Annotated in this window: 24 protein-coding genes and 4 tRNA genes; 7 read left to right on the top strand and 21 right to left on the bottom strand. The window is 68.3% G+C overall.

The features are described 5' to 3' along the window. Positions 1-27 precede the first annotated feature (27 nt). From GYB83_RS00920 to GYB83_RS00855, 14 genes are all read right to left on the bottom strand, one after another. On the bottom strand, positions 28-852 hold the full coding sequence (locus GYB83_RS00920; protein ID WP_161893698.1) for a DUF2786 domain-containing protein: 825 nt from the start codon (positions 850-852) through the stop codon (positions 28-30). Between the two features lie 62 nt (positions 853-914). Beyond that, on the bottom strand, positions 915-2192 hold the full coding sequence (locus tag GYB83_RS00915) for a hypothetical protein (protein WP_161893697.1): 1278 nt from the start codon (positions 2190-2192) through the stop codon (positions 915-917). After that, a complete protein-coding gene (locus tag GYB83_RS00910; protein WP_161893696.1) occupies positions 2189-3550 on the bottom strand; it encodes a condensation domain-containing protein in 1362 nt (453 codons plus the stop codon). Before GYB83_RS00910 ends, GYB83_RS00915 begins: the two co-directional genes overlap by 4 nt. Continuing rightward, entirely contained in the window at positions 3547-4953 is a 1407-nt protein-coding gene (locus GYB83_RS00905) for a condensation domain-containing protein (protein ID WP_161893695.1), read from the bottom strand. The genes GYB83_RS00910 and GYB83_RS00905 overlap by 4 nt, the downstream gene beginning before the upstream one ends. A 422-nt stretch (positions 4954-5375) precedes the next feature. Then, positions 5376-6086 carry a 50S ribosomal protein L1 gene (rplA, locus tag GYB83_RS00900; protein WP_161893694.1) on the bottom strand — a complete coding sequence of 237 codons (711 nt, stop codon included), beginning with the start codon at positions 6084-6086 and terminating at the stop codon, positions 5376-5378. Between the two features lie 95 nt (positions 6087-6181). Beyond that, a complete protein-coding gene (gene rplK, locus GYB83_RS00895; protein WP_161893693.1) occupies positions 6182-6616 on the bottom strand; it encodes a 50S ribosomal protein L11 in 435 nt (144 codons plus the stop codon). Positions 6617-6693: 77 nt separating this feature from the next. Next, entirely contained in the window at positions 6694-7437 is a 744-nt protein-coding gene (nusG, locus tag GYB83_RS00890; protein ID WP_161893692.1) for a transcription termination/antitermination protein NusG, read from the bottom strand. A 101-nt stretch (positions 7438-7538) separates the two neighbouring features. After that, positions 7539-7910 carry a preprotein translocase subunit SecE gene (gene secE, locus GYB83_RS00885; RefSeq protein ID WP_161893691.1) on the bottom strand — a complete coding sequence of 124 codons (372 nt, stop codon included), beginning with the start codon at positions 7908-7910 and terminating at the stop codon, positions 7539-7541. Between the two features lie 38 nt (positions 7911-7948). Continuing rightward, a tRNA-Trp gene (locus tag GYB83_RS00880) sits at positions 7949-8021 on the bottom strand. Between the two features lie 133 nt (positions 8022-8154). Then, on the bottom strand, positions 8155-9201 hold the full coding sequence (locus GYB83_RS00875) for a fused (3R)-hydroxyacyl-ACP dehydratase subunits HadA/HadB (protein ID WP_161893690.1): 1047 nt from the start codon (positions 9199-9201) through the stop codon (positions 8155-8157). 231 nt (positions 9202-9432) lie between these two features. Next, positions 9433-9600, bottom strand: a complete 168-nt coding sequence (gene rpmG, locus GYB83_RS00870) for a 50S ribosomal protein L33 (protein WP_008377524.1) — start codon at positions 9598-9600, stop codon at positions 9433-9435. A gap of 91 nt (positions 9601-9691) precedes the next feature. Further along, positions 9692-9765, bottom strand: a tRNA-Met gene (locus GYB83_RS00865). A gap of 35 nt (positions 9766-9800) precedes the next feature. Continuing rightward, positions 9801-9873, bottom strand: a tRNA-Thr gene (locus GYB83_RS00860). A 98-nt stretch (positions 9874-9971) separates the two neighbouring features. Then, positions 9972-10052, bottom strand: a tRNA-Tyr gene (locus tag GYB83_RS00855). A gap of 91 nt (positions 10053-10143) precedes the next feature. Here GYB83_RS00855 and GYB83_RS00850 point away from each other — a divergent pair. Further along, positions 10144-10635 (top strand): YajQ family cyclic di-GMP-binding protein, encoded by a 492-nt coding sequence (locus GYB83_RS00850; protein WP_161893689.1) that lies wholly within the window; start codon positions 10144-10146, stop codon positions 10633-10635. Positions 10636-10855: 220 nt separating this feature from the next. Here GYB83_RS00850 and htpX read toward each other — a convergent pair whose 3' ends face one another. Next, positions 10856-11725, bottom strand: coding sequence for a zinc metalloprotease HtpX (htpX, locus tag GYB83_RS00845; RefSeq protein ID WP_161893688.1), 870 nt, complete (start codon positions 11723-11725; stop codon positions 10856-10858). A gap of 97 nt (positions 11726-11822) precedes the next feature. After that, the gene (locus GYB83_RS00840) at positions 11823-12839 is read right to left on the bottom strand and encodes a polyprenyl synthetase family protein (protein WP_161893687.1); all 1017 of its coding nucleotides are present in this window, start codon (positions 12837-12839) and stop codon (positions 11823-11825) included. 102 nt (positions 12840-12941) lie between these two features. Here GYB83_RS00840 and GYB83_RS00835 point away from each other — a divergent pair, with 102 nt between their 5' ends. After that, the gene (locus GYB83_RS00835) at positions 12942-14213 is read left to right on the top strand and encodes a geranylgeranyl reductase family protein (RefSeq protein ID WP_161893686.1); all 1272 of its coding nucleotides are present in this window, start codon (positions 12942-12944) and stop codon (positions 14211-14213) included. Positions 14214-14233: 20 nt separating this feature from the next. On the opposite strand, the gene GYB83_RS00830 is transcribed toward GYB83_RS00835, so the two are convergent. From GYB83_RS00830 to menD, 3 genes are read right to left on the bottom strand one after another with little or no spacing between them, the layout of a single operon-like run. After that, a complete protein-coding gene (locus GYB83_RS00830; RefSeq protein WP_161893685.1) occupies positions 14234-14932 on the bottom strand; it encodes a demethylmenaquinone methyltransferase in 699 nt (232 codons plus the stop codon). Positions 14933-14942: 10 nt separating this feature from the next. Continuing rightward, positions 14943-15371, bottom strand: a complete 429-nt coding sequence (locus GYB83_RS00825) for a hypothetical protein (RefSeq protein WP_161893684.1) — start codon at positions 15369-15371, stop codon at positions 14943-14945. Between the two features lie 4 nt (positions 15372-15375). After that, positions 15376-17055: a 2-succinyl-5-enolpyruvyl-6-hydroxy-3-cyclohexene-1-carboxylic-acid synthase gene (gene menD / locus GYB83_RS00820; protein ID WP_161893683.1), complete on the bottom strand. Its 1680-nt coding sequence runs from the start codon at positions 17053-17055 to the stop codon at positions 15376-15378. 26 nt (positions 17056-17081) lie between these two features. Between menD and GYB83_RS00815 the strand changes: the two genes are divergently transcribed. From GYB83_RS00815 to GYB83_RS00800, 4 genes are all read left to right on the top strand, one after another. Beyond that, positions 17082-17702, top strand: a complete 621-nt coding sequence (locus GYB83_RS00815; protein WP_161893682.1) for a class I SAM-dependent methyltransferase — start codon at positions 17082-17084, stop codon at positions 17700-17702. 70 nt (positions 17703-17772) lie between these two features. Continuing rightward, entirely contained in the window at positions 17773-18072 is a 300-nt protein-coding gene (locus tag GYB83_RS00810) for a protein kinase family protein (RefSeq protein ID WP_161893681.1), read from the top strand. Further along, complete coding sequence (locus GYB83_RS00805) at positions 18041-19306, top strand: protein kinase domain-containing protein (protein WP_161893680.1); 1266 nt, start codon at positions 18041-18043, stop codon at positions 19304-19306. The genes GYB83_RS00810 and GYB83_RS00805 overlap by 32 nt, the downstream gene beginning before the upstream one ends. 9 nt (positions 19307-19315) lie before the next feature. Next, on the top strand, positions 19316-20563 hold the full coding sequence (locus GYB83_RS00800; protein ID WP_161893679.1) for a saccharopine dehydrogenase family protein: 1248 nt from the start codon (positions 19316-19318) through the stop codon (positions 20561-20563). A gap of 443 nt (positions 20564-21006) precedes the next feature. Here GYB83_RS00800 and GYB83_RS00790 read toward each other — a convergent pair whose 3' ends face one another. Together GYB83_RS00790 and GYB83_RS00785 are read right to left on the bottom strand one after the other, a co-directional pair. Further along, positions 21007-24345: an Ig-like domain-containing protein gene (locus GYB83_RS00790; protein ID WP_161893678.1), complete on the bottom strand. Its 3339-nt coding sequence runs from the start codon at positions 24343-24345 to the stop codon at positions 21007-21009. 241 nt (positions 24346-24586) lie between these two features. After that, the gene (locus tag GYB83_RS00785) at positions 24587-25243 is read right to left on the bottom strand and encodes a PaaI family thioesterase (protein WP_161893677.1); all 657 of its coding nucleotides are present in this window, start codon (positions 25241-25243) and stop codon (positions 24587-24589) included. A gap of 95 nt (positions 25244-25338) precedes the next feature. On the opposite strand from GYB83_RS00785, the gene GYB83_RS00780 reads away from it, so the two are divergent. Then, on the top strand, positions 25339-25839 hold the full coding sequence (locus tag GYB83_RS00780; RefSeq protein ID WP_161893676.1) for a hypothetical protein: 501 nt from the start codon (positions 25339-25341) through the stop codon (positions 25837-25839). The last annotated feature ends 15 nt before the right edge of the window (positions 25840-25854 follow it).

The raw sequence follows: 25854 nt of genomic DNA, 5'->3' as shown, positions 1-25854 counted from the left end.
GGCTCGGTGTCCGGTGATCGGGGCTGCTCACTCGATCCCGCGACGCCCACCGGGCAGCGCCGCCCCATCCGGACCGAGGCGGGCGCGACGCCCCGCTCGATCGCCTGCCTGCCGCGCCGCCGACGAGTAGCCCGACCGTGCCGACGTCGGGCGCCACGATCCGCGGGCAGTGGTGGACCGCGTGTAGTAGTCCTTCACTTCGAGTTCTTTGTCGCGGAGCGCCACCGCGGTCGACGTCGCCCGATCACCGGCCTCCAGTGCCAACGCCTGCGCGCGCTGCTCGTCTCGCGCCTCCTGCAGTCGCTTCCCGATCCTCTCTGCGAACGCCGACTGGAAGTTCAATCGGGCCGTGATCGGCGACAGCGGCTTCTCCTGCACGGCCTTGCGACGGAAGTAGCCGGTCCCGACCGTCACGACCTGCCGCGCCGTCTCCCCCTTGTAGACGCCCGACTTCAGATAGGCGTCGCTCGCCGCGACCATCTGGATCACCAGGGACGTGTACAGCGCCTCCGTCGCGTCGATGTCCGATTCGAATCCGTACGCGATCACGAACGTCGAGTTGGACGCGACGTCACAGGTCAGATCGTTGGCCCGTGCGATCTGCACGAACAGCTGGACGTACGTCTTCAGTCCGCGTTTGCCCGCCTCGCCGATGGCGACCTGTCGAGTGATCGGCACGGTCGCGGCCCGCGCCGCCGGATCATGTGCGCGTGCCAACGCGAGGTCGATCGACGACGCCGTCGCGAGCCGCTGAGCGGCGGCCATGAAGGCCTGCGCCTCATGCTCGTTGTCGGTGCCCTCCGCCTGCCGCAGCAGCCCCGCGATCCTGGTCAGCAGCTTGTCGTCTCGCATGCCCCACAGGGTATCGAGCACCCCCGACACGGTCGAACAGGTTGTCCACAGGCCCGCAGACGTCAGTCCAACCACACCTCCGCCCGCAGATCCCAGCGTCCGAGTTCACCGAGGACGAGGTCCGTGAGACGCCGCCGGTCCGGAATCGCCAGCGGATCCAGCCCCGCGAAGCACAGGGTGACGACTCCGGGAGTCCGAGACGACCACGCACTGACGCCTCCGCCCGCCGCGGCCAACTGTGCGGCCGACGCACCGACAGTCGTCGACCGCATGGCGACCGGCCCCGTCGCGGTGCCGCCGAGTGTCGCGAACGACGCGGGCAGGTCGCCCAACGCGGACGCCAGGCACAGCGGAGTGCCCGCACCCGCGGCGAGCCGACGGACCGCCGCGTCCGGAAGTGCTTGTGCGACCACGACGGTCGACACGAACGGGTCGACGTCTCGCTCCCTGCGGACATAGGCCTCCTTGCACGATGCCCGCAGCGCGGAGAGGTCGTCGTACCGACCGGCCGACACCGTCACGTCCGCGGTCGCGGCCGATGACGCGTTCGACCGCAGATCGTCGTCGCGGCGAGTCGACACCGGCAGATTGATCCGCACGTCGTCACCTGTCGCCACCCGTCCCGATCGCTCGAGCACACCGAGCACCAGCGCCACGAACAGTGTGTTCGGTGTGCCGTTCGCGTCCCGCGCGGTCGCGTCGAAGACGCCGGAGTCCACGGTCACCGCGATCGTGGGACACGTGAACGGCTCGTCGGTGGCGGTCGGGCGTGCTTCTCGCGGTGCGCTCGGCCGACGAGTCCGGACGATTTCACATGCGGCCGAGGCCGCCGCTCTCCCCAGACTCAGCGAATCCGTGAGGGGCCGCCGCCTGCCGACCTCCAGTGGTCGGGGACATCCTCGAACCGCCTCGTCGACCGCGGCGAGGATCGCACCTCCATCCGCGACGACGTGGGAGAACACCAGTGACACCATCACCCGCCCGTCACTGGTCGGTGCCGCGGTCAGTCTCCACGAGGGCCCGGCGACACTGTCGATCGGTGCCTCGAGCTGTGTCCGGGCCCAGTCGCCCTCCCCGCCCCGCCGGACCGGCACATCCGATGTCTCGACGACTCCCGCGTCGGGTGTGGACCTCCAGAGATCGCGCGTCGGGCCAGCCGTACGCACCGCCAACCGCGATAGTCTGCCTGCGTGCAGGCCGTCGCCGAGCCGATTCACCAGGTCCGCGTCGACGTCGGACTCGAGCCGCCACACCACCTGGTTGACCACCGGCAGGTCGACGACGTGCTCCATCACCAGAAACAGGTTGTCGTCGGCGGTGAGTCGCCCCGCGGTGGTCACGGCGTGTCCACGGAGGCCAACACGTCACCGAGGGTGTCGAAATACTTCGCGACCGACGCCTCGGCTGTCGGATTGTCCGGCCGTTGGGTGGCCGCGAACAGCCCGTCGTCAGTCCGGCTGATCCAGATCGACGCGTGGTCGGTCACGCCTTCTCCGGTGAAGATGAGCGCGTCGCGCAGACGGTCCGCGGCCGGGAACCACCGGAAGTCCAGATACGAGACCATCTGAGGGTTCGCGATCACCGACGGGTCAAGGACGCCCTTGCCGATCAGCACTCCGAGCGCGCCGTGCACCGGGTCCGCGGACATCTCCTTCGCCACGGCCAGTCCTCGCGCCGCGTACCCGAGGACCTCGGCGAGGCTGTCGGTCCGGACGTCGAACGCCACCGGGACGAAATTGATGTACCACCCCTGGGCGGCGAGGTGATCACCGCTGCGCGTGCTCAGCACGCTCGCCGTCAGATAGCGGTCCCGCCCCACCAGCCTCCGTTCGGTGACCCCCAGTGCCGCGAACACCAGCGCCGACAGCCCGGCACCCGACGCCTTCGCCCAGCCGGAGAGTCGCTCGGCGCGGTCGGCGTCGGCGATCCGGACCTGGTCGATCCGCACCGGTTCCGCCTGCCCGTCCACGATGCCGAGGTCGAGTGGAAAGGACGGTATCGCCGGAGTGGCCCCGCCGAGAATCGACTCCCAACGACGGACCGACTCCGTCTCGGTCGTCATGGTTGATGCGACCGCGTACTCGGACGCCGTGTGTTCGATGTGGCTCGCCCCCGCGACGGGTCGAGGCCCCTCGGCCCCGTGGTACCTCGACAGGATCTCGGCGAGTCCGATCGCCTGGGAGCTGGCGTCGCCGAACGCGTGATCTATCGCGAAGTAGAAGTCGAACGAGTCGTCGTGCGCCACCGCTCCGAACGCCACCGCCGGGAACACGTCGAACACGGCCGTCGATGGGAGACGACGATGCAGGTGGTCAACCGGATCGGTTCCCGGTGGCAACGAGTGCGGCGCCACTTCGATGTCGGACGCGTCGACCAGTCCGCGCACCACGTCGTCGCCGTCGAAACGAAACGTCGATCGCCACCCGTCATGATCTCGGAGGAACCCGTTGAGGGCCGCCGTCATCCGGTCGAGATCGAGGGCTCCGGGGACCGGGACCGTCGCGCAGGTGAAGGCGTGGTGTTCTCTTCCGGCCGCCCGCTCGGCTCGCACGGCGACGATGTGGTCCCGCTGCAGGAACGACGGCCCCACCGGATGCGGACGGGCCGCCCGGCCGGCGGCCACGGTGGCGTCGGTCGGCGTCCAGTCGACGACAGTTCCCGTGGCCGGTCGCCATTCCCGTCCGGCCGCGATCCTCACTGGACGATCCGGACGGGGCGGCCGAGCGCTGCATCGCCGGTCTCGACGACTTCGCTGAGGACGGCGGCGAACTCGGCGACGAACGCGTGGACCGACGATGCGGCGATCTCGTTGTTCGGGTACCGCATCGACAGGTTGAGTCCGCCGACGGCGCGGTTGATCCACAGGTACACCTCGGAGCCGCTGCGCACCCGGCTTCGGAGGGCGCGTTCGTGTTCGGTCCAGGCGTCGGCGCCCGGGATCGCTCGCCCGTCGACGAACGAGACCACGAACTCCGGCCGCCCCGGAACGTCGAGGATGCTTGTGACTCGTGGCAGCGAGAAGGGCACGACATCTCGATTGGCACGGATCGCGGCCGAGGTGCCCGCGATCGTCTCGCCGAACGACGCCGCCCGCCCGATCGGGTCGTCGACCGGCATCACGCCGACGAACCAGCCTGCGGCGGCAGCGAACTCGGGGGCGCTGCGCGTATGCATCGGCATGACGAACCGCAAACCGTCGGCACCGAGCCGACCGAGCGCGGTCTTGACCGCGCTGAGGAAGCCGCTGGTCTGCGATCCGCCGAAGCCCTTCGCTGCGACGACGAACGCCTCGGTCGCGTCCGCGTCGAGCAGCCATCTGGACAGGCTCGCCTGAAGATCGGGCGCCGTGTCCCCAGCCGGACGACGAACCGGCAGCGGGAACGACGGAAGGCTGCGGTCCGCACCGAGGAACTCGGCCCACCGTCGGACCACGGGGTGATCGTGGTCGAGCGCATCGTCGACCGCACGCTCGAACGCGCTGAAGTCGACGTACGATCCCACCGGCGGGAGGAGCGGCGCGCGCCCCTGCACCCGGGCCCGGTACAGCTCGGTGAGCTCGGCGATCGCGATGACCTGGGTGTACGCGTCCATCACGGCGTGGTCCGCGGCGAACACCACCGTGAACCACGGTGACGCCGGGTCCGGCTCGACCGTGACGACCGCCAGGTGGGGCCACCGGACGGCCGAGACCGCATCGGCGAAGAAGGCCTCGATCCGGCTGCAGATCTCGGCGCTTCCGCGGGGCCGAGGAGCACTACGCGCCTCGATGGTGATCGCCTCCGCCGGCACGGTGGCCCGAGTGAATCCGCGACCGCCGACGGCGGGGACCGCCGTGGTGCGGTACGCCTCGTGGCGAGCGATCCACCCGCCGACCGCCGCACCGAACGCGTCCGTGTCGAGTGGTCCGTCGACGCGGAAGGCTGTTCCGATCCATGAGCCCGCAGCGGCGTCGGGAGCGTCCGTCGCGCACGCCACGTGTGTCTCATGGTCTGTCGAGAGCGGCCGGTGGTCGCGTCGCCATGCACTGGGATGCGCGGTCGGCACCCAACCGATCGTCTGCCCGCCGTGCAGCGGGTAGTCGGCGAGTTCGCTGTACTCCATTGTCTCCCCCTCGTGAAGTCTGACCCGGATCTGGAGATTCGCGTCTTCTCGCGCCTCCTGAGAAAGGATCTACTCCTCGACGAAGCGTCGTTTCAAGGCTCGTGACAGGCGTCATCGCCGTGTCGAGAGAGTCCCGGACATCACAGTTCAGACCCCGTCATTCAGGCGCGGAGCAATGCCGGGGCGCGGCATCCCATACTGGGATCAGCGCAGGTGAACGACACATCGCATCGTCTGATCGGACTACACATGCGGCCGCGGCTGTTCTGCTCGCTCCGCGCAGAACAGGCCTGCGCGCCGACCTGTGCGTTCCGCGGCCATGTCCCGTTAACAAGGAATTATCGGAACTCGACCACAAAAAAGGCGCCTCCCGCCGAAGCGGGAGGCGCCTTCTTGTTGCTACTGCTCGAAGCAGGCCTGGATCAGGCCTCGTCGAGGAAGTTGCGCGACACGGCCGGGTCCACGGGGACGCCCGGGCCGGTGTTGGTCGAGACGGTGACCTTCTTGATGTAACGGCCCTTGGCTGCCGACGGCTTCGCACGCATGATCTCGTCGTACGCGGCGCCGTAGTTCTCGGCGAGCTTGGCGGCGTCGAACGACGCCTTGCCGATGACGAAGTGCAGGTTCGCCGCCTTGTCGACGCGGAAGTTGATCTTGCCGCCCTTGATGTCGTTGACGGCCTTGGTCACGTCGGTGGTGACGGTGCCCGTCTTCGGGTTCGGCATCAGGCCACGCGGTCCGAGGACACGCGCGATACGGCCGACCTTGGCCATCTGGTCCGGCGTCGCGATCGCGGCGTCGAAGTCGAGCCAGCCGCCCTGGATCTTCTCGATCAGGTCCTCGGCGCCCACCTCGTCCGCGCCTGCGGCAGCGGCCTCGGTGGCCTTGTCGCCCGCGGCGAACACGATGACGCGGGCGGTCTTACCGGTGCCGTGCGGCAGGTTGACGGTGCCGCGGACCATCTGGTCGGCCTTGCGGGGATCGACGCCGAGACGGACGGCGACCTCGACAGTGGCGTCGGTGTTCTTCGACGACGTCTCCTGTGCGAGCTTCACGGCCTCCAGCGGACTGTAAAGGTTGTCGCGGTCGATCTTCTCAGCGGCGGCCACATAGGCCTTGCTCTTCTTGCTCATGCTCTGTTCCTTCTCCCCGCGCGGGGCGGGAGTTAGTGGTTAGTGGGCCGAGCACGGCCCTCCCACGGATGTTCTGGTGGTGCGATCCGAGTGGATCAGCCTTCGACGACGATGCCCATCGAGCGGGCGGTGCCTGCGATGATCTTCGCGGCGGCGTCGATGTCGTTGGCGTTCAGGTCCTCGGCCTTGGTCTTCGCGATCTCGCGGACCTGGTCCATCGACACCTTGCCGACCTTGTCGGTGTGCGGCACGCCCGAGCCCTTCTGCAGGCCTGCGGCCTTCAGCAGCAGCTTGGCCGCCGGCGGGGTCTTGAGCTTGAAGTCGAACGAACGGTCTTCGTACACGAAGATCTCGACCGGGATGACGTTTCCACGCTGGGATTCCGTCGCGGCGTTGTACGCCTTGCAGAACTCCATGATGTTGACGCCGTGCTGACCGAGAGCCGGACCCACGGGCGGTGCCGGGTTGGCGGCGCCTGCCTGGATCTGGAGCTTGATGATCCCGGAGATCTTCTTCTTCTTGGGAGGCATATCCTCTTGTCCTTTTTCCTACAGATCCGCGCACGCTGGATACGCGGAAGTCATTGCACGCTTGCGGGTGAAGCCGGTCAGATCTTCTCGACCTGGTTGAAGCCGAGCTCGACAGGAGTCTCGCGGCCGAAGATCGACACCAGGACCTTCACCTTGCGCTGTTCGGTGTTGACCTCGCTGATGGAGGCCGGGAGGGTCGCAAACGGTCCGTCCATGACGGTCACCGACTCGCCGACCTCGAAGTCGACCTCGACGAGGTTCGACACGGCCGCGGCTGCCGCCTCGACGCTCTCGCCCGCCTCGGCTGCTGCCTTCGCGGCCTGGGCCTTGCGGACCTCGGCGCGCGGGAGCAGGAACTGAAGGACTTCCTTCAGCGACAGCGGGGACGGACGCGACGTCATCCCGACGAAACCGGTGACACCGGGCGTGTTGCGCACGGCGCTCCACGACTCGTCGTTCAGTTCCATGCGGACCAGGATGTAGCCGGGAAGGACCTTGCGGTTGACCTTCTTCTGCTGGCCGTTCTTGATCTCGGTGACCTCTTCGGTCGGAACCTCGACCTGGAAGATGTAGTCGCCGACGTCGAGGTTCTGAACACGGGTCTCGAGGTTGGTCTTGACCTTGTTCTCGTAGCCCGCGTACGAGTGGATGACGTACCACTCGCCGGGTGCGCGACGCAGTTCGGCCTTCAGCTGGGCGACGGGATCGACGTCGGCTTCCGGCTCGGGCGTTGCGGCGGTCTCGGGCGCGGCCTGCGTCGTCTCATCAGGCGTCACGTCACCGACCTCCGGCGATTCGATGTCGTTCTCCGGGGTGCTCACTGCGCCCAACTCCTTCATTGCTCACCCGGGCCTGCGGCCCGTCAGTACTACGGGGTTTTCCCCCGCAGCGTCGCAGGCGGAAACGCCCGCTTGCTCACGCGTCAGCCGAACACCAGAAGGGCCAGCTTCGCGAAGCCGATGTCCAAGCCCGTGATGATCGCGGTCACGACCACCAGGAACGAGAACACTGCGATCGTGTAGTTCACCATCTCGTTGCGCGTCGGCCAGACGACCTTGCGCATCTCGCTGACGACCTGCTTGAGGAAGGCCCAGATGCGTGCGAACGGATTGCGACTCGACGACGCGCCCTTGTCGGCGGTGCGCGACGAGGTCGCGACCGCAGTCGCCGCGGCTTCCGTCCGACGTCCACGCGTCGAGCGCTTGCCGCTCGGACGGAGTTCGTCGTCGGCCCGGATGTCGTCGACCTCGATCGTGTCGTCGACGTCGCCGGCCTTGCGATCCCGCTTGGCCACCTTCTCACCGATCCCTTCGTATGCATTCTGCCCGAGGGCAGGGGCGACAGGACTTGAACCTGCAACCTGCGGTTTTGGAGACCGCTGCTCTGCCAGTTGAGCTACGCCCCTTTGCGCCGGGCTCACGCCCGGCACGATCTTCGCTTACAAGACCAACGCGCCGCCCTGAGGGCAGCGCGCAGCTGAAAAGCATCAGACTCGTTCAGTGTAGAGCAAACCAGCGGCCCGCCCCAACTCGGTTCCCCTAAGCGAACTGGACGAGCGCCTGCGCGCGACCGAAGATCTTCCGATCTCCCTGTTTCGCGACCAGAGCGATCACCCCGCGACGCGTCTGCGGGTCGAGCGAACGGACCTTTCCGGTGAAGTCCACCTCGGCGTATCCGACCGGCGGGACGAACACCGGGCTCGTGAATCGCACGTTGTACTCGTAGATGGCCGCGGGATCGCCGACGAACGCGCTGATCACGCCCGCCCCCAGACCCATCGTCTGCATGCCGTGCGCCACCGGATGCTCCAGATCGATCGCCTGCGCCACCTCCGGCGAGAAATGGATCGGGTTCGGGTCGCCCGCGACACCCGCGTAGTTCACCAGATTGCCCAGCGTCAGCGTCTTCGTGACCGCGGGCAGTTCCTGCCCTACCGTCAGCGAGTCGAAATCGATCGCACCGTACGGCTTCGGCTCCACCACCGGATCGGCGTCCGCGTACCTGTCGAACGGGCCGAACACCGTCCGCCCCCGGTCCGGAGTGTGATCGGTCGACATCATCACGTGCTCGAGCTTGTCGAGCATCGCCGGATCGGCCTCGACCGACGGCCGAGCCACCAACGACGTGAACGTCGTCATGACCGGCTCGTCGTGCTGATTCCACACGATGTTCTTCGTGACCATCATGTCCGTGCCCATCGACTGCCGGAACGACTCCAGCGACACGTCACAGATCAGACGATCCCCGACCTTCACCGGCCGGTGGAACACCAGCCGCTGATCGGCCTGCATCACCTGCCACACGTCGTAGCCGGTCACCACGTCCTCGAACAGGCGACGCTGCGCGACGATCCCCAGCACCGAGATGAACGTCGGCGCGGCGATCAACGTGTCGTGCCCCAACTCCGCGGCCGCCGCCTCGTTCCAATGGACCGGATGATGGTCCTGCACGGCCCGCGCATGCCTGCGGATGTCCTCGCGACCCACCTCGTAGTAGTCGTCCACCGTGTACACGTGACCGACCATCGACTGAGTGTGCGCGGCGATCTCCTCAGGGGTCATCGTCGCCGCTGCTCGCTGCGTCATCTGCTGAACACTCCTCACGCGACCCCCCGCGGGTCGCCGTCGCACCGCCCGGACGCACATGGGCTGCGGCGTCCAGGCACACAATAGTCACCTGTCACAGAAAGACCGATACTCGATCGTTACCCACGATTGTCACTCCTACCAGGAGTGCGAACAAAATCAAGCGGGCCACCTCACAGAGTGAGGTGGCCCGCTTGAAGGCTGTGGGTCATGCCGCGGAGCGACGAATGATCAGCGCGATTCCTTGTGCGCCTCGTGCTTGCCGCAGTTCGGGCAGAACTTCTTCAGCTCGAGACGATCGGGATCGTTGCGACGATTCTTCTTGGTGATGTAGTTGCGGTGCTTGCACACCTCGCATGCCAAGGTGATCTTCGGCCGCACATCGGTTGAGGAAGCCACTTTGTTTGCCTACTTTCGCGTCTAACTTGTGTTCGGGCCCGTATCGCGGCCCGCGGTAGCGGACCGGGGCGTGCACCGGGTATTCGATGTGTAGCGGTGGGGGGACTCGATCCCCCGACCTCACGATTATGAGTCGTGCGCTCTAACCAGCTGAGCTACACCGCCCTGTCGGTCCCACGTCTTGCGAAGCGAAACCAGCGAGCCCCCTGACGGAATCGAACCGTCGACCTTTTCCTTACCATGGAAACGCTCTGCCGACTGAGCTAAGGGGGCGTGACCCCGCGTTACCGCAAGGCCTCAACGAGGTTACACACACCGGCGCGAGATAACCAAAACAGCTGGTCAACACCGTGAAGTGGGCACCACGTCAGTGGCAGATACAGGATTCGAACCTGTGTAGCTTGCGCGACGGATTTACAATCCGCTCCCTTTGGCCGCTCGGGCAATCTGCCATGATGCCGTGAAGGCAACGGGAGAAAGAATACAACGAACCTCCCACCACCACGCAAACCCGCAGTTCAGGGACGGTGTAGTGTGCCCTCCATGGCTGATTCTTCGTTTGACGTCGTGAGCAAGGTCGACCGCCAGGAGGTCGACAACGCACTCAACACCGCAGGCAAGGAGCTCTCGCAGCGATACGACTTCCGCGGCACCAACACCACCATCGCCTGGTCCGGCGAGGAGAAGATCGTGATCACCTCCGACTCCGAGGAACGAGCCGTCGCGGGCCTCGAGGTGTTCAAGGAGAAGCTGATCCGCCGCGACATCTCCCTCAAGGCGTTCGACGCCGGCGAGCCCGTCGGCTCCGGCAAGACGTTCAAGATCTCCGGCGACATCGTCCAGGGCATCGACTCCGACCACGCCAAGAAGATCTCCAAGAAGATCCGCGACGAAGGCCCCAAGGGCGTCAAAGCGCAGATCCAGGGCGACGAACTCCGCGTCTCCTCCAAGAAGCGCGACGACCTTCAGGCCGTCATCGCCCTCCTCAAGGGCGAGGACTTCGGCATCGCGCTCCAGTTCGTCAACTACCGGTAGCCTGCGCGCCTCCAGTCAAAAGATGCTGGGGACGACGGGAGCCTCCCCCATCCGCTCCCTCTGAACGCATCCGCTCCCTCCGCCGCAGGAGCGGATGCGTTCGAAGGGAGCGTTTGGGGGACGTCTCCCGCGTCCCCAGCGTCTTTGGACCCAACGTCCGCCGAACCCGACGCGACAAAACAAGCCCGGCCCCGGAGCCAGGCCACATCACCGAAACAGATCAGTACGACTGCCCGCGGTCGCGGGCCATCTGTTCGAGGCGGGCGATGCGTTCGGCGGTCGGGGGATGCGTCGAGAACAGGCGCGACAGCTTCTCGCCGGACCGGAACGGGCTCTCGATCATCAGGTGCGACTGCGTCGTCAGATCCGGCGTGGGAGGCAGCGGAGCGGCCTGGATGCCGCCGGAGATCTTGTTCAACGCCGAGGCCAACGCCAAGGGGTCGTTCGTCAGGTCCGCGCCCGACGCGTCCGCCTGGAACTCCCGCGACCTCGACACCGACATCTGGATGACGCTCGCCGCGATCGGCCCCAGCAGGGAGACGAGGATCATCGCCAGCGGGTTGGGCCCGTTCTCGCGATTGCCGCCGAACATGCCCATCCACATCGCCATGTTCGCCAGGCCCGTGATGACCGCGGCCATCGCGCCCGCGATCGAGCTGATCAGGATGTCGCGGTTGTACACGTGCGACAACTCGTGACCGAGGACGGCGCGCAGCTCCCGCTCGGTCAGCAGATCCATGATCCCGCTGGTGCAGCACACCGCCGCGTTCTTCGGGTTGCGGCCCGTCGCGAACGCGTTCGGCGACTCCGTCGGACTGATGTACAGGGCGGGCATCGGCTGATGAGCCTCCGTCGCCAGTTCGCGGACGATCCGATACAGCGCGGGGGCCTGCACTTCGGTGACGGGCTGCGCGTGCATCGCCTTCAACGACAGTTTCGCGCTGTTGAAGTACGCGTACGCGTTGGTCGCCACCGCGATCAGCACGGAGACGATCAGGATGGTCCGATTGCCGAACGCCGCACCGATGCCGACGATGATCGCCGACATCAGCCCCATCAACGCAGCGGTCTTGAGCCCGTTGAAATGCACTGCCGACCCTCCTGTGGTGTCGTCTGAGATGTCATAGTCTCAAACGCCGGGGACCGCCGAGAAAGTTCCAGGCGCAACTCCCCTGCCGGGTGTGACGTCAGCCGATGCGCTCGACGGTGTACCGCACCAACGAGCCGAACGCGTCGTTCGCGTCACCCGCGGGCAGCGTCGCCAGCAGACCGTTCGCCTCGTCCGCCATCTCCTGCAGCTTGGCCCGCGCGGCGACCATGCCGTCCGACGCCACCAGCAGGTGAAGGGCCTCGGTCACCTCGGCGTCGTCGGTCACCGGACGCGCCGCACCCGTGTCGGCGTCGACGAGCAGTTCCCGCAGACGCACCGAGTCCGGGCCGTCGCCCTGCAGGGCGTAGATGACGGGCAGCGTGTGGACGCCCTCGCGCAGATCCGTGCCCGGCGTCTTGCCGGAGTCGCCGGTGACCGATGCGATGTCGATGACGTCGTCGGACACCTGGAAGGCGGTGCCGATGATGTCGCCGAGGCGCTGCAGCGTCGCGGCGCGCTCCGGGTCGGCCCCGGCCGACATGGCGCCGAAGCGGCCGGCCGATGCGATCAGCGAGCCCGTCTTCTCCCACACCACACGCAGGTAGTGCTCAACCGGGTCGCGGCCCTGCGCGCCGACGGTCTCGCGCATCTGACCGGTGACGAGCTCGGCGAACGTGTCGGCGATGATCCGCACCGCATCCGGGCCCAACGTCGACACCAAGTGCGACGCCCGCGCGAACAGGAAGTCGCCCGCCAGGATCGCCACCGAGTTCGACCAGCGTGCGTTCGCCGACTGCGCACCGCGACGCAACGGAGCCTCGTCCATCACGTCGTCGTGGTAGAGGGTCGCCAGGTGCGTCATCTCGATGACCGCGGCCGACGTGATGACGTCGGCGTTCTGCGGGTCGGGACCGAAGTGCGACGACAGGATCGCGAACATCGGCCGGAAACGCTTGCCGCCCGCCTTCGCCAGATGCGTCGCGGCCTCCGTGAGGATCTCGTCACCCGACGAGAGTTCACTCAGCAGCAGATCCTCGACGCGGGCCAGCGAGGCCTGCACCTGCGCTGCGAACTCGTCTGCGCCGAGATCCAATCCGGCGAATGTGGACTTCACGGGTGTTCGTGCCCCATCTCGTCTTCTCGGGTCGCCGCGTGTTCGGCGAGGGTCGATGACACCAGCAGCCTATCGTTTCGACCCGCCCGACATACTGGTCGGGTGACGAGCGCAACCCTTCCCGACGTCGCCGACCGCCCAGACCTGCCGCCGTCGGCAGATCTGCTGGTCGTCGGAGCAGGCCCCGCGGGCGCGGCAGCCGCAGCTCATGCGGCCCGACGCGGACTCGACGTCGTCCTCCTCGACGCGGCGACGTTCCCGCGCGACAAGACGTGTGGAGACGGCCTCACACCGCGAGCGCACTCGGCGATGCGGCACCTCGGGATGGGAGACTTCCTCGCCGACCGTCCGACGATCCGAGGCCTCGAACTCAACGGATGGGGCAGGCGGCAACGGGTCCCGTGGCCGTCGTCGACGTTCGGTCCCGTCGGCAGCGCCGTCTCACGGTGGGAACTCGACGACGCTATCCGCCGGTTCGCCGTCGACCTCGGCGCGCACATGGTCGAAGGCGCCAAGGCCGTCGGCGTCCAGATCACCGGCGGTCGTATCGAGTCGGTCACTCTCACCCGCGGAGCCGAACGCGCGCAGATAGCGGTGCGAAACGTGATCGTCGCCGACGGCGTCCGCTCCGGGCTCGGGAAGTCGCTCGGTCGCGAATGGCACCGCGACACCGCCTACGGTGTGGCCGCGCGATCGTACGTCGCCTCCGATCGCGCCGACGACGAGTGGATGGGCTCGCACTTGGAGCTGCGCGGCCCCGACGACGAACTGCTGCCCGGCTACGGCTGGGTGTTCCCGCTCGGCGACGGGCTCGTCAACGTCGGAGTCGGAGCACTCGCGACATCGAGACGACCCGCCTCGATGGCGTTGCGCCCGGTCCTCGAGCACTACGCGCGGATGGTCGGCGACGAGTGGTCGCTCACCGCGCCGCCGCAGCGGATCGCGTCGGCGCTCCTGCCGATGGGCGGAGCCGTATCCGGGGTGGCCGGCGCCAACTGGATGCTCATCGGCGACGCCGCTGCCTGCGTGAACCCGTTGAACGGCGAGGGCATCGACTACGCGTTGGAGACTGCGGAACTGGCCGTCGCGATGCTCGACGACGAGGCCGACTTCACCGCGGCGTGGCCCGCACTCCTGCGCCGCGAGTACGGTCCGGTGTTCGCGGCGGCCCGCCGTGCCGCGGGCCTGCTCACCATGCCGAAGACCGTCCCCGTGCTCGGCAGGCCGGGCATCCGCTCCGCCGCGCTGATGTCGACGGTCGTCCGCGTGATGGGCAACCTGCTGACCCCCGACGACACCGACCTCATCGCCCGCGCCTGGCACTCCGCGGGCCGGTCCACCGCCCGCGTCGAATCACGCCCCCCGTTCTCCTGACCGGACGGACCGTGCCGGGGTTACGGCCGGATGCCGTGATGGATGGCGACGATGCCGCCGGTCTGGTCGATCCACCCCACGTCCGTGAACCCCGCGTCGCGGATGCGTCCGGCGAGACCGTCCTGCGTCGGCCATTCCCGGATCGACTCGGCGAGATACACGTAGGCGTCCGGGTTGCTCGACACGCGCGTCGCCACGGCGGGCAGCGCCTTCATCAGGTACTCCATGTACACCGTCCGGAACGGCTTCCAGGTCGGCGTCGAGAACTCGCAGATCACGAGGCGGCCGCCCGGCTTGAGGACCCGCTTCAGCTCGGACAGGGCGAGATTCACGTCGTTGACATTGCGCAGACCGAACGAGATGGTCGCGGCGTCGAACGACGCGTCGGCGAACGGCAGATGCAGGGCGTCGGCCGCGACCTTGGGCACGTCCCGGCGGAATCCCGCGCGCAGCATGCCGAGCGAGAAGTCGGCGGCGATCACGGTGGCGCCGGACGCGCCGAGCTCGGTGGTGGAGACCGCGGTCCCGGCCGCGAGGTCGAGCACGACGTCGCGGGGACGCAGAGCGAGGGCACGACGCGTGTTGCGTCGCCACAGGCGGTCCTGCCCGAACGAGAGCACCGTGTTGGTGATGTCGTAGCGGCGTGCGACGCCGTCGAACATCTCGGCGACTTCGGACGGCTGCTTGTCGAGACCGGCGCGGTGGGAACCCGTTGTCATGCCACCGAGACTATCCGCGGCGGGTGCGCCGCCCCACTTCGGCCACGGTCAGCATGAGGATGATCACGACCACCCATCCGGCGCCCACGATCGACGCCGCGGGCTTCACCGACAGTTGCGCGCCTCGCCCCGCAGGTCGGGCGAGGGTGTCCGGGTCGGTCGAGTCGTAGTCGACGAGGATCCGCTGCCCCGTCGACAGCTGCGTCGGGTACAGCAGCCCGAGTTTGGGGTTGCGCAGCACACCGTCCGGGGTCACGAAGTTGACGGCGGCGTGCAGCCGATCGGCGGCGATGACCTCGGCGACGGCCGTCGCCTTGTTGGCGTCGATCTTGGCGTCGTTCCGGTAGGCGCCCGCGACGATGACGGCTCCGATCAACGTGACGATCACGCCGAGGCCAGCGAGCGCGATCTGCACGCGCCGTTGGACGATCCTGGTCATGAGGTCACAGGTTACCCCGGCGCAGCCGCGCGGCGATCCGGTCGTGGACGGGCCGGAGACCGGCACGGCTGGTCGCCACCTCGATCACCTCGACGCCCCCGTCGGGCGCGGGCCCGGCGAGGACCGCGGGCAGCTCGTCGAGGGCCACTCGGCGGTGACCGATGCGGAAGCCCGCGCACAGGGCCGCGAGGTCGGTGCGGTGCGGGGTCCCGAAGATCCGCTCGTAGACGCCCGTGTAGTCGCCGGTGTCGAATCGGGGATCGCCCTGTTCGAGGAGGCTGAAGATGCCCCCGCCGTCGTCGTTGGCGACGACGATCCGCAGGTCGGCCGGACGCGGCTCGGCGGGCCCCATGACGAGCCCGGTGGCGTCGTGGATGAATGTGAGGTCGCCCATCAAGGCGATCGTCCTGGTGCCGGGGGCGGCGCGCAGGGCGGCTCCGACCGCGGTCGCGTTGGTCCCGTCGATGCCCGCGACTCCCCGGTTCGACATGACGCGGACCCCGTCGGCGATCCGGCCCGCGAGGGCGACGTCGCGGACCGGGTTGGACGCGCCGACGACGAGCTGGTCGCCCGCGGACATGGCCGAGGCGACGACCCTGGCGACGTGCAGTCCGGTGGTGACGGCGGTCGCGTCGAGTTCGGCGTCCACCGCCTCGACCACCCGGTCGTGCGCGTCGGACGCCCCGGCCAGCCACTCCGCCGTCGGCGCTCCGGTCGGCTCCGCACGGGTGCCGGTGGCGCGGACGTTGCCCGACACATCGGGCCACCGAGGTCCGGTGGTGAGCGCGTACACGTCGACTCTCGGGTCTGCGAGCAGCCGCGACACCGACCGGTGCAGTGTGGGCCTGCCGCAGATGATCGCCTGTGCCGGCGTCAGATCGCCGAGCGCCAGGGGATGCAGCGGATTGGCCGGGCGCGGCGCCGTCGGTTCGGCGACCGTCGGCAGGTCGGCGAGCTCCGGGTGGACGCCCGACCCGTGGCCCGAGACGACGACCGTGTCGCGCGACAGGTCGATCTCGAGGGGGATGTCGAGGCGTCCGACGGCCGACAGCGTCCACGGCTCGCCGTCCGGTCGACCCGCGAACGTCCCCCCGGCGACGTCGGCGAGGTCGGCCGTCGGGTCGTCCGACGCGTCGGGGACGAGCGGTTCGCGGAGCGGGATGTCGAACTGGACGGGGCCGGGGTTGCCGGTGCGCGCACCGCGTGCCGCGGAGATCACCCGTCCGACGGCCGACCTCCACTGCGAATTGGTGTCGAGGTCCTGTTCGGCGAGCCCGAGGCTGATGGCCGCGCGGACCTGGGTGCCGAAGATGCCGAACTGCTCGATCGTCTGATTGGCTCCCGAACCCAGCAGCTCGTACGGCCGGTTCGCGCTGACCACGATCAGCGGCACCCGAGCGTAGTTCGCCTCGAACACGGCCGGGCTCATGTTGGCGACGGCCGTGCCGCTGGTCATCACGATCGGGACGGGTTTCCCGGACGCGACGGCGAGTCCCACCGCGAGGTATCCGGCCGACCGCTCGTCGATCCGCACGTGCAGGCGGAGACGTCCCTGCTGGTGGGCCGCGTGCAGGGCGAAGGCGAGCGGGGCGTTCCGCGACCCGGGGCACAGGACGGCTTCGTCGATCCCGCCCCGGATCATCTCGTCGACGATCACGCGTGCCTGCAGAGTGGACGGATTCATGGGTGAAACCCTATTACCGTGACGTCATGGGCTTCTATTCGGAGCGGGTGCTGCCGCGGATCATCGTGAAGACGTGCGGGATGCCCGCGATGGACAAACTCCGCCGCGCCGCCTGCGAACCGCTGTCGGGTCATGTGGTGGAGATCGGATTCGGGTCGGGTTTCAACGTCGGCCAGTACCCGGAGTCGGTCGAGAGGGTCTCGGCGATCGAGCCGAGCGACGGCGGCTGGCGCCTGGCGCGCGACCGCGTCGCGGCGTCGACGATCCCCATCGACCGGGCCGGGCTGGACGGTCAGCGTCTCCCGTTCGACGACGACACGTTCGACTCGGCGCTGTCCACCTTCACTCTGTGCACGATCGACGACCTGCCCGCGGCGCTCGCCGAGCTGAGCCGTGTGGTCAAACCCGGCGGCGTGTTCGGGTTCCTCGAGCACGGCATCGCCCCCGACGACGGCGTTCGCCGCTGGCAGCGCGGACTCGAACCCCTTCAGAAGCGTCTCGGCGGCGGCTGCCACCTCACGCGGGACATCCCGGCGGCGATCTCCGCGTCCGGGTGGCGGATCACCGACGTCCACGGCTTCTACGCGAAGGCGTCCCCGAAACCGCTCGGGGCGTTCGTGCTGGGCGCGGCGGTCCGGAGTCGGTGACGCCTCCCCCGTTCGTACGACCCCCCGCGAAGCCGCGACAGCGCCGCCCGCCCGCGCCTACCCTGGACGGATGACGGGCCCGCAGGCTGCGCGGATCGGCGGATACGAGGTCGTCCGCCGGATCGGGGCTGGCGGCATGGGCCAGGTGTACCTCGTCCAGCATCCACGGCTGCCGCGGCAGGACGCCCTGAAGCTCTTCGACCCCGCAGTCTCGCGCGACCCGGATTTCCGTGAACGCTTCGCCCGCGAGGCCGACGTCCTGGCGCCGCTCGCGCACGGGAACATCGTCCACCTGTACGAACCGGGGCGAACTCGACGACGGCCGGATGTGGCTCACCATGCAGTACGTCGACGGCCCCGACGCCAGTGAACTCCTGCGGACCCGCGGCCGCATGCCGCCCGACCTGGTGTCGACGATCGTCGCGGGCGTCGGATCGGCGTTGGACTACGCCTACGCCGAGTTCGGCGTCACCCATCGCGATGTGAAGCCCGCGAACATCCTGGTCCGGCTCCGCGACGGTGCGACGCCCGAGGTGCGACTCGCGGATTTCGGGATCGCGAAGTCGATCGGCGCGGCGACGTCGTTGACGTCCACCGGGACAGCCCTCGGCACCGTCGGATACATGGCCCCCGAGGCCGTCGCCCAGGATCGCCCCGTCGATCAGCGCGCCGACGTGTACGCGTTGGGGTGCACCGCGTTCGAACTGCTGACCGGCGGCCCGCCCTATCGCGGGGACAACCCGCCCGCGGTGATGCTCGCGCATCTGAACTCGCCGATCCCGACCGTGTCGGAGCATCGAACCGGGCTGCCCGCCGCGCTCGACGCCGTCTTCACGCGCGTGCTGGCGAAGGACCCGGACGACCGTTACTCCACGAACCTCGAGTTCGCATCGGCGCTCGCCGGAGCCCTGCGCTCACGGCCGCTCGACCGGACCGCGGTGAGTGCGCGCACGGCGGTCGCCGAACGTCCCGCCGATGAGCCGACGGTCGTCCGCGAACCGCTCCCCGCACCGCGGCCGCGCCGGGCGGGGCGATCCGTGGTGCTCGGCGCGGCCGCCGTCGCCGCGGTCGTCCTCGGCTACGTCGCCGTGTACCTCGAGTTCCGGTCGGAGATGACGCCGGGCGGCCTCGCGCGGGTCCTCAACGAGCAGATCCCGTACTACGCCTACGTGTACCGCGATGTCGGTCCCGGCCGGATCGTCCGCGGAATCCTCACCGTTGCCGCCGGACTCGCGATCATCGTGTCGACCGACGACGCCGTCCGCCGCCGACGCCCGCTCGTCGCCCTCGCCGTCGTCCTCGGACTGCTGTTCGAGCTGACCGCGATGATCCCGCCCGACGTGTACCTGTCCGGTTCGGCGCTCGACACGGCCATCGACGTGATCCGCTACTCCTCACCCGCGCTCCAGGTGACCGCGTTCACCGCGGCCTGGTGCCTCGCGCGGCGGAGGTCGTCTGCGACGCTGATCGCCGCGGCCGTCGCGGGCATCGCACTGGCTCTGGTGAGCAATCAGGTCGGGTTCGACGTGATCGCCGTGCCCGTCACGCTCGTCGCCGGATGTTGGCTCGCCGTCGGGATCGACCGGACGATCGGCCCCGGCTAACCTCGTGGCATGAGTCGCGAATTCGATGTGGTCGTCTTCGGAGCCACGGGCTTCGTCGGGGAGCTCACCGCCCAGTACCTCGCCCAGCACGCACCCGAGGGCACACGCATCGCGTTGGCCGGGCGCTCCGAGACCAAGCTGGCCGCGGTCCGCCGCCGACTCTCGAGCAACGCGTCCGCGTGGCCGTTGATCGTCGCCGACTCGCAGTCGCCGTCGTCGTTGGACGCGATGTGCGAACGGACGCAGGTCGTGTGCACCACGGTCGGCCCGTACCTGAAGTACGGCGAGAACCTGGTGATCGCCGCCGCCACCGCGGGCACCGACTACGTCGACCTCACCGGAGAGGTCCCGTTCGTGCGGTTCGCGATCGACAAGGCCGACGACACCGCCCGCGGTACCGGCGCACGCATCGTCAACGCGTGCGGATTCGACTCGATCCCCTCGGACATCGGCGCGTACCTCCTGCATCGGCAGATCACCGAGGACGGTGCGGGCGAGATGACCGACACGACGATGGTCCTCACGTCGATGCGGGGCACCGCGTCCGGCGGCACGATCGACTCCGTCCGGGTGATCGCCGACCAGGCGAAAGACGCCCAGACCCGTCGCCTGCTGCTGAATCCGCAGGCATTGTCCGGAGGCCCCGGCGACACGCCGCGCGCGGGCATCAACTCCGAGCCGAGCGACATCTCCCCCGTCGACGCCCGCAAGGTCGACCCGTCGCTGCGCGGCACCCTGGCCCCGTTCTTCATGGCCTCGTTCAATACACGCATCGTCCGGCGGTCCAACTCGTTGCGCGACGGCGCGTACGGCGACGGTTTCCGCTACCAGGAGACGATGGCCGTCGGCGGCGTCCCCGGACTGTCCGCGCTGATCGCGGGCGCGGTGTCCGTCGGCACCGGCATCTTCCTCGGTGCGATGAGCCTGCGGCCGACCCGCAAGATCCTCGACTTCGTGCTCCCCAAGCCCGGTGAGGGCCCGGACGAGAAGGCACGCGAGGCGGGGCACTTCGTCACGCAGACGTTCACGAAGACCACGACCGGCCGCCGCTACCGCTCGCAGATGCGCGCCCACGGCGACCCCGGCTACAAGGCGACGTCGGTCATGCTCGGTGAGAGCGCTCTCGCCCTCGCGCTCGACCGCGACAAGCTCCCCGACCGGTCCGGCGTCCTGACGCCGAGCGTCGCGATGGGCGACGTACTCGTCGAACGACTCCGCGCGGCCGGGTTCGTCGTCGAGGCGCACGCTCTCGACTGATGACCGACGTCGCCGCGCTCATCTCGGATCCGGCGTGACGGTGGGCGCGGGTGTGACGATCGGCCGAAACACCGTCGTCGGGGCGGTCTGATCGCCCGCCGACGATTGATTCCTGGTGCCGACGTGACCTTACGCCGTGTTCCCGCTGGTCACGCAGACTGCCGGCCAGTCCGCCGACCAGCGATTCATGGTGGTTGAGCAGCCGCGGAAGCTTGTGCCGAGCGGAGTCGAGGTGCGTTAGCGAAGCGGCTTGTCGAAACCACCGTCACCCGGGCTGGCACTTCGACGAGATGGGTTGCCGTGCAGGCAGATCCAGCCCACGTCCGGCGGTTTCGACTCGCGGCTCCGCTAGCGCTACGCCACGGCTCAACCACCTATGCGGGGCCGCATCACCGGGAGTCACTCATATGAGGATCGGTGAACTACGGCTGCCTCTTCGGCGGTCACAACCACTTGAACAACAGGTCCCCGCCGACCTTGACGACCGCCGTGAGCGTCTCCTCCACCACGACCTCCGGATGTTCGACCGCATACTGGAAGGTGTCGCCGAAGGACGACGGGTCGACCTCGAGTGCGTTGTCGACAACGTAGGTCCACACGTCGATCGCCGCCGCCGCGGCCCATCCTTGCGGAGTGGTGCCCAGTATTCGGACCACGTTGCTCATGGCCGACAGCATCGCTGTCGTCGCGCGCACCGGATCCCCGGCCTGTATGTAGTCGATGCTCTCCTTCAGGGAGTACGCCGCGCCGAGCCCGGTGAACCGCTTGTCGAGCACCTCGGCGATCGCGATGATCCGGCCTTCCGCCTCATCCGGGTCCAGCGCCCATTGGACCAGATCGGCGAGCATCGCGAAGGGATCCGGCGAACGGAACACCTGTCCCAAACGGTCTGCCGCCTCGTTCCAATCCGAGGCGGCGACAAGGTCTTTCCCGAAGTCGAACACGTCGCCGAGATCGGGTAGTTCGAAAGGCGGCGTCACCGGAGGATCGACGGGCGGGTCCACCGGAGGATCGACAGGCGGGCAGTCCACGACTCCGTAGCAGCGGACGTAGTCGTCGAGCATCTGCCGGTACCCGACGAAGTCACCAGCCACCGACGATCCCTCGATGAAGTCGACGAAGGCATACGAATTGTCGATCTCGTCGCCGTGGTTCGGAGTCATCTCGCCGAAGTGCTGATACTCCCAACTGCTCGGATCCGCGATGACGAGCAGCCGTCCCCGACCCGGTTCCACCCATTTCGACGCACCGGTGTTGAACACCGCGACCTTCATCGTCGACGTCGTCGTGCCGCCGTGCCCGTCGTCGACCGTGACGATCACCGTGTCGGTGTAGTAGTTGTCCGCATACCCGTCGGGGCCGTCGTACATGCCGTGGGCTCCGGGCTGCTTCGGCGTGTAGTAGACCTTGCCGTCCTGAAGGCGGACGGTGCCGCCGTTGGACGTGGTCACGTCGGTCACGGTCACCGTGTCGCCGTCCGCGTCCCTCAGATCTATCTCGAGCGGCAAGTCGCCGGTGGAGAGCCCCTCACCTATCTCGTACACCCCGCCGTTCGGCGCCTGGTTGTACTCGGGGACGTGCACGTTCACGGTCTTCTCTGCGGTGCCCCCGTGACCGTCGGAGACGTGCACGGTGAACGAGTCGTCGTACGCACCCTGATGGGCTCGGGCCCGATCCGCGGTGTACGTGAAGGTGTAGGTGCCGTCGTCGTTCCGCGTGGATTCGACGCGCCCGATCGACGGCCCCGCCGACACTCCGACGTTCATCGAGTCTCCGTCGGCGTCGGTCACCGCGAAGTCGTAGGACGCGTCGCCCGCCTCGCCGGGGGTGGTATCGACCTGCCGCAGCTCCGGCGCCGTGTTGTCGTTCTGTGTGAAGAGGTAGAACACGTCGACCGGGGTCTCGGTGACCCCGCCCCGTCCGTCTTCGACGCGCACCGTGAACGAGTCGCGCACGACTCCGTCGTGCAGATCGGCGGGATCGGTGGCCGTGTACGTGAACCGCCCGCCGCCGTGATCGACCACGGTTCCGCGGCTCGGCTGACCGACCACGGTGTAGGTGATCGTGTCCCCGTCGGGATCGACGGCGTCCACGACGTAGTCGCGTGACCTCTCGTTCGCCTCTTTCGGCTGTGGGAGCACGTCGCGGATCACCGGCTGGTGGTTCGTCTGCGCCGCGTCCCGCACCGGGATCTCCCGCACACCCGACGTCGGCGCGATCGACACGATCGCACCGCCTCGTGGTCTCATGACGCCGCCGAGGAGCGTCCCCGTCTGAGCCCCGTCGACCGGAGCGGCGAAGACGCTGTAGGTGTCGCCGCCGACGTGCTCGCGGGGCGTGAAGGTGTGGCTCTCCCCGGCCCGGATCTCCACCGCTTCGACTGCGGTGCCCGACGTCGTCAGCGAGTCGACGACGTGGATCGACCTTCCGTCGGCGTTGTCGTTGTAGATCGTGACGGCTCCGCTCGGATCCGCCGTGTAGCTGACGCCGAAGTCCACCGGATCGGCCGGCTGGGCCGCACCGGGCGTGCCGACCGCGTCCAGGAACGACGACAGATCGGCGGGAGCCTGCCCCCACGGGTCGACGACGTTTCGCGGGTCCTGGAGGTCGATCGAGACACCGTCGTCGACTGCAGGCATGATGCGGGAGTCCGACCCGGACGGCATCGAGAGGATCGTGCCGAAGGAGTTGAGGCCGTTCGCGCCGCGCTCGGTCTGCAGTCGGTAGACGCGCATTCCGCCGCCTGCCGTCTCGGTGTAGTAGCCGCCCGGTTCGATGACGACGACGTCGTCCCCGCCGTCGCCCATGACTTTGGCGATCGCGATCGTCTCGGTGCTGTCGTTGTGGACTGTCCAGCGCCCCAGGCTCGGATCGTCCGGGACCGAATACGACACCCCGTCCGGTGGGCGGACGTTGGTCACTCCGTTCGCCCAGTCGGGATCGCCGGCGTCGACGAACCTGTCGTCGGGATCGCCACGGGTGACCAGGTGCTCGCCGATCGGCGGTGCGGCGAGGAGCCGGGCGACCATCGCCGTGATCGGGTCCGACGGCGGTTCGTCGTCGGACCCGATGTACGCCGCCGGTCTGGCCGACTCGCTCTGCGCCGTGCGCGACACCGTCGAGCCTGCGACAGCGTCGCGTCGTCCGACGGCCACCGCCGCGAACGCGATCTGCTGCAGGAGCGCGAATCCGTCGCCGTCGGTGTGCAGCAGGGTCGACAGGAGGTCGACCACTCCGCCGTCGTCCGCCGCCGATTCGGGAGCGGGCGCCGCGAGTTCGGTGAGCGCATGCCGCGGCGCGGTGTCGATGCTCGGGTAGGTCCAGTCCGGTTGGCGGTCGTCAGGCAGCCGATGCCTGCCGGGCGCGGGCGTCGTCGGGTCGGCGTCGGCGGTGGGGACGACCTGTTCGATCACCGCGTCGTCGGACTCGGTCGGCTCCGGGCTCTGCGTCGGCGCGGAGGGGTCGACGGCGGTCGTCGCATCCGAATCGGTTTCCGGAGCGGTCTCGGCGGTCGGCGTGAGAGTCTCGACCGGGGTGACCGTCTCGGGCGCAGAGGGATCCGGCACCGAGGGGTCCGTAGCAGAGGTTTCCAGAGCAGAGGTTTCCAGAGCAGAGGTTTCCGGCGCGGACGGTTCGGGTGACGCGGCCTCCGGCGCCGGAGTGGACACCTCCGCTGTCGCGTCGCCGACGGCCTCGTCGGCGAGCGCGGCGCCGAGCGGAGCGCCGGCGAGGAGCGCCGCCGCGACGCCGGACGACGCCACGATCCTCTTGGTCTTCGTCATCTTCCGGATCGATGATCTGGTCATCCGCGTCGCCCGTCTCGTCATGGCGGATCCCGTACTCGACCCGCGGTGACGCGAACCTATCAACGGCCAACGACGGAATATGTCGACCGAATGCCCAAATCCCACGTCACCAGACCGGAATTGAACCGTTCGGATCAAACCGTTCGGACGACGAATCGGCCAATCGATCGCGAACCGGTGAATCTGCGATCTCGAGGATCACGAATTCACCAGTTCGTCACGCCTGGCCCGGCTTGAGCGCGATGAAGAGGGCGTCCATGTCCGCGCAGAGGCGGTCGCCGTCGTGGATGGTGCCCTTGATGAACAGCTTCCGGCCTTCCTGGCGGTCCACCCAGGTCCGCACCGCGAGCGGCGTCTCGAGCGGGGTCAGCGACCGGTAGTTGACGGTCAGGTAGCCGGTCCGCGACACGCCCCCGATACGCAGCGCGGCGGCCATGCCTCCGAGGTCGTCGAACGCGATCGCGACGTGTCCGCCGTGGGCAACGCCGTTGCCGCCGAGGTGGAAGCGCCGGAAGATGACCGTCGCGTCGACTCCGTCGGGGCCGCCCGCACTGATCTCGTACGGCGGCAGCGTGATGTTGCCGCGAGAGGGGAGGTCGACGCGCGTGCCGGACGGGCTCGTCCACTCGTCGACGAGCATCGTGTCGAGTTTCGCGTTCAGCTTCTTCAGGTCGTCGATCACCTCGTCGGCCAACTCGTGCGTCGGGCAGGCGTAGCGGACCTTGTCCATGAAGGTGCGGACCTGCTCGATCATCTCGCCGTAGGTCGGTCCGCCGCGTTCGGTGGTGATCTTCAAGTCGGCCCGGAACCCGCCCTCGTGAGGCGAATCCTCTTTGGCCGGAATGTTCCAGTCCTGCGGTGAGCTGTCGGTCATCGTCCAACCGTAACCACCAGGTCCGATTCCTGTGTCACCGGCCTGCGGGAAGGCATAACGTGATCTCGACAACGCGACTAGACGAAGGCGGCGACATGTCGATCAAGAACATTCTCAGCGAATCCGAGTACAAGCTGATCCTTGCGACGGAGGACGACCGGATCGCCGACCTCTCCGAGGACAAACTCCTCAAACTGCACCGCCGGACGCGTCGCGCACGCAACAAGCACGTTGTCCAGTACCGCCGCACGGGCGCCGCGAAGGTGTCCGCGAAGGGCGGACGCGGCCAGGCGAAGAAGGCCAATGTGAAGCGCGCCGAGCGCGCCGAGGTGTTCGAGGAGGCGTTGAGCCGGGTGAGCGCCCGGCTGGCCGTCGTCGCGCACGAAGCCGCGGAGGAGTTGAAGGCCGAACGCCTGGCCGCGGCACGCGCCGGATCGAGCGGGCCGTCGAAGGACGGAAAGAAGGGCAAGGGCAAGGTGTCGTCGAAAGGCAAGGATCGGGTCGACGGCACCCGAGACAAGTCGGGCCGCAAGAAGTACGAGGCGTCGTCCATCGCGCAGGGCCAGCGCCGCCAGGCCAAGCGCGACAAGCGATGACCCGGCACTAACCTG

The organism is Gordonia spumicola, from assembly GCF_009932475.1.
Taxonomy (GTDB): Bacteria; Actinomycetota; Actinomycetes; order Mycobacteriales; family Mycobacteriaceae; genus Gordonia; species Gordonia spumicola.
The sequence above is the reverse complement of the archived record's forward strand: the minus strand, read 5'-3'. Positions and strand labels throughout refer to the sequence as shown.

What these genes read in the sequence shown, in the direction of transcription:
- GYB83_RS00920 (WP_161893698.1), bottom strand. Translation starts at nt 852, where the DNA reads ATGCGAGACGACAAGCTGCTGACCAGGATCGCGGGGCTGCTGCGGCAG.
- GYB83_RS00905 (WP_161893695.1), bottom strand. Translation starts at nt 4,953, where the DNA reads ATGGAGTACAGCGAACTCGCCGACTACCCGCTGCACGGCGGGCAGACG.
- rplA (WP_161893694.1), bottom strand. Translation starts at nt 6,086, where the DNA reads ATGAGCAAGAAGAGCAAGGCCTATGTGGCCGCCGCTGAGAAGATCGAC.
- rplK (WP_161893693.1), bottom strand. Translation starts at nt 6,616, where the DNA reads ATGCCTCCCAAGAAGAAGAAGATCTCCGGGATCATCAAGCTCCAGATC.
- GYB83_RS00875 (WP_161893690.1), bottom strand. Translation starts at nt 9,201, where the DNA reads ATGACGCAGCGAGCAGCGGCGACGATGACCCCTGAGGAGATCGCCGCG.
- GYB83_RS00850 (WP_161893689.1), top strand. Translation starts at nt 10,144, where the DNA reads ATGGCTGATTCTTCGTTTGACGTCGTGAGCAAGGTCGACCGCCAGGAG.
- GYB83_RS00830 (WP_161893685.1), bottom strand. Translation starts at nt 14,932, where the DNA reads ATGACAACGGGTTCCCACCGCGCCGGTCTCGACAAGCAGCCGTCCGAA.
- GYB83_RS00825 (WP_161893684.1), bottom strand. Translation starts at nt 15,371, where the DNA reads ATGACCAGGATCGTCCAACGGCGCGTGCAGATCGCGCTCGCTGGCCTC.
- menD (WP_161893683.1), bottom strand. Translation starts at nt 17,055, where the DNA reads ATGAATCCGTCCACTCTGCAGGCACGCGTGATCGTCGACGAGATGATC.
- GYB83_RS00815 (WP_161893682.1), top strand. Translation starts at nt 17,082, where the DNA reads ATGGGCTTCTATTCGGAGCGGGTGCTGCCGCGGATCATCGTGAAGACG.
- GYB83_RS00810 (WP_161893681.1), top strand. Translation starts at nt 17,773, where the DNA reads ATGACGGGCCCGCAGGCTGCGCGGATCGGCGGATACGAGGTCGTCCGC.
- GYB83_RS00805 (WP_161893680.1), top strand. Translation starts at nt 18,041, where the DNA reads ATGCAGTACGTCGACGGCCCCGACGCCAGTGAACTCCTGCGGACCCGC.
- GYB83_RS00800 (WP_161893679.1), top strand. Translation starts at nt 19,316, where the DNA reads ATGAGTCGCGAATTCGATGTGGTCGTCTTCGGAGCCACGGGCTTCGTC.
- GYB83_RS00790 (WP_161893678.1), bottom strand. Translation starts at nt 24,345, where the DNA reads ATGACGAAGACCAAGAGGATCGTGGCGTCGTCCGGCGTCGCGGCGGCG.
- GYB83_RS00785 (WP_161893677.1), bottom strand. Translation starts at nt 25,243, where the DNA reads ATGACCGACAGCTCACCGCAGGACTGGAACATTCCGGCCAAAGAGGAT.
- GYB83_RS00780 (WP_161893676.1), top strand. Translation starts at nt 25,339, where the DNA reads ATGTCGATCAAGAACATTCTCAGCGAATCCGAGTACAAGCTGATCCTT.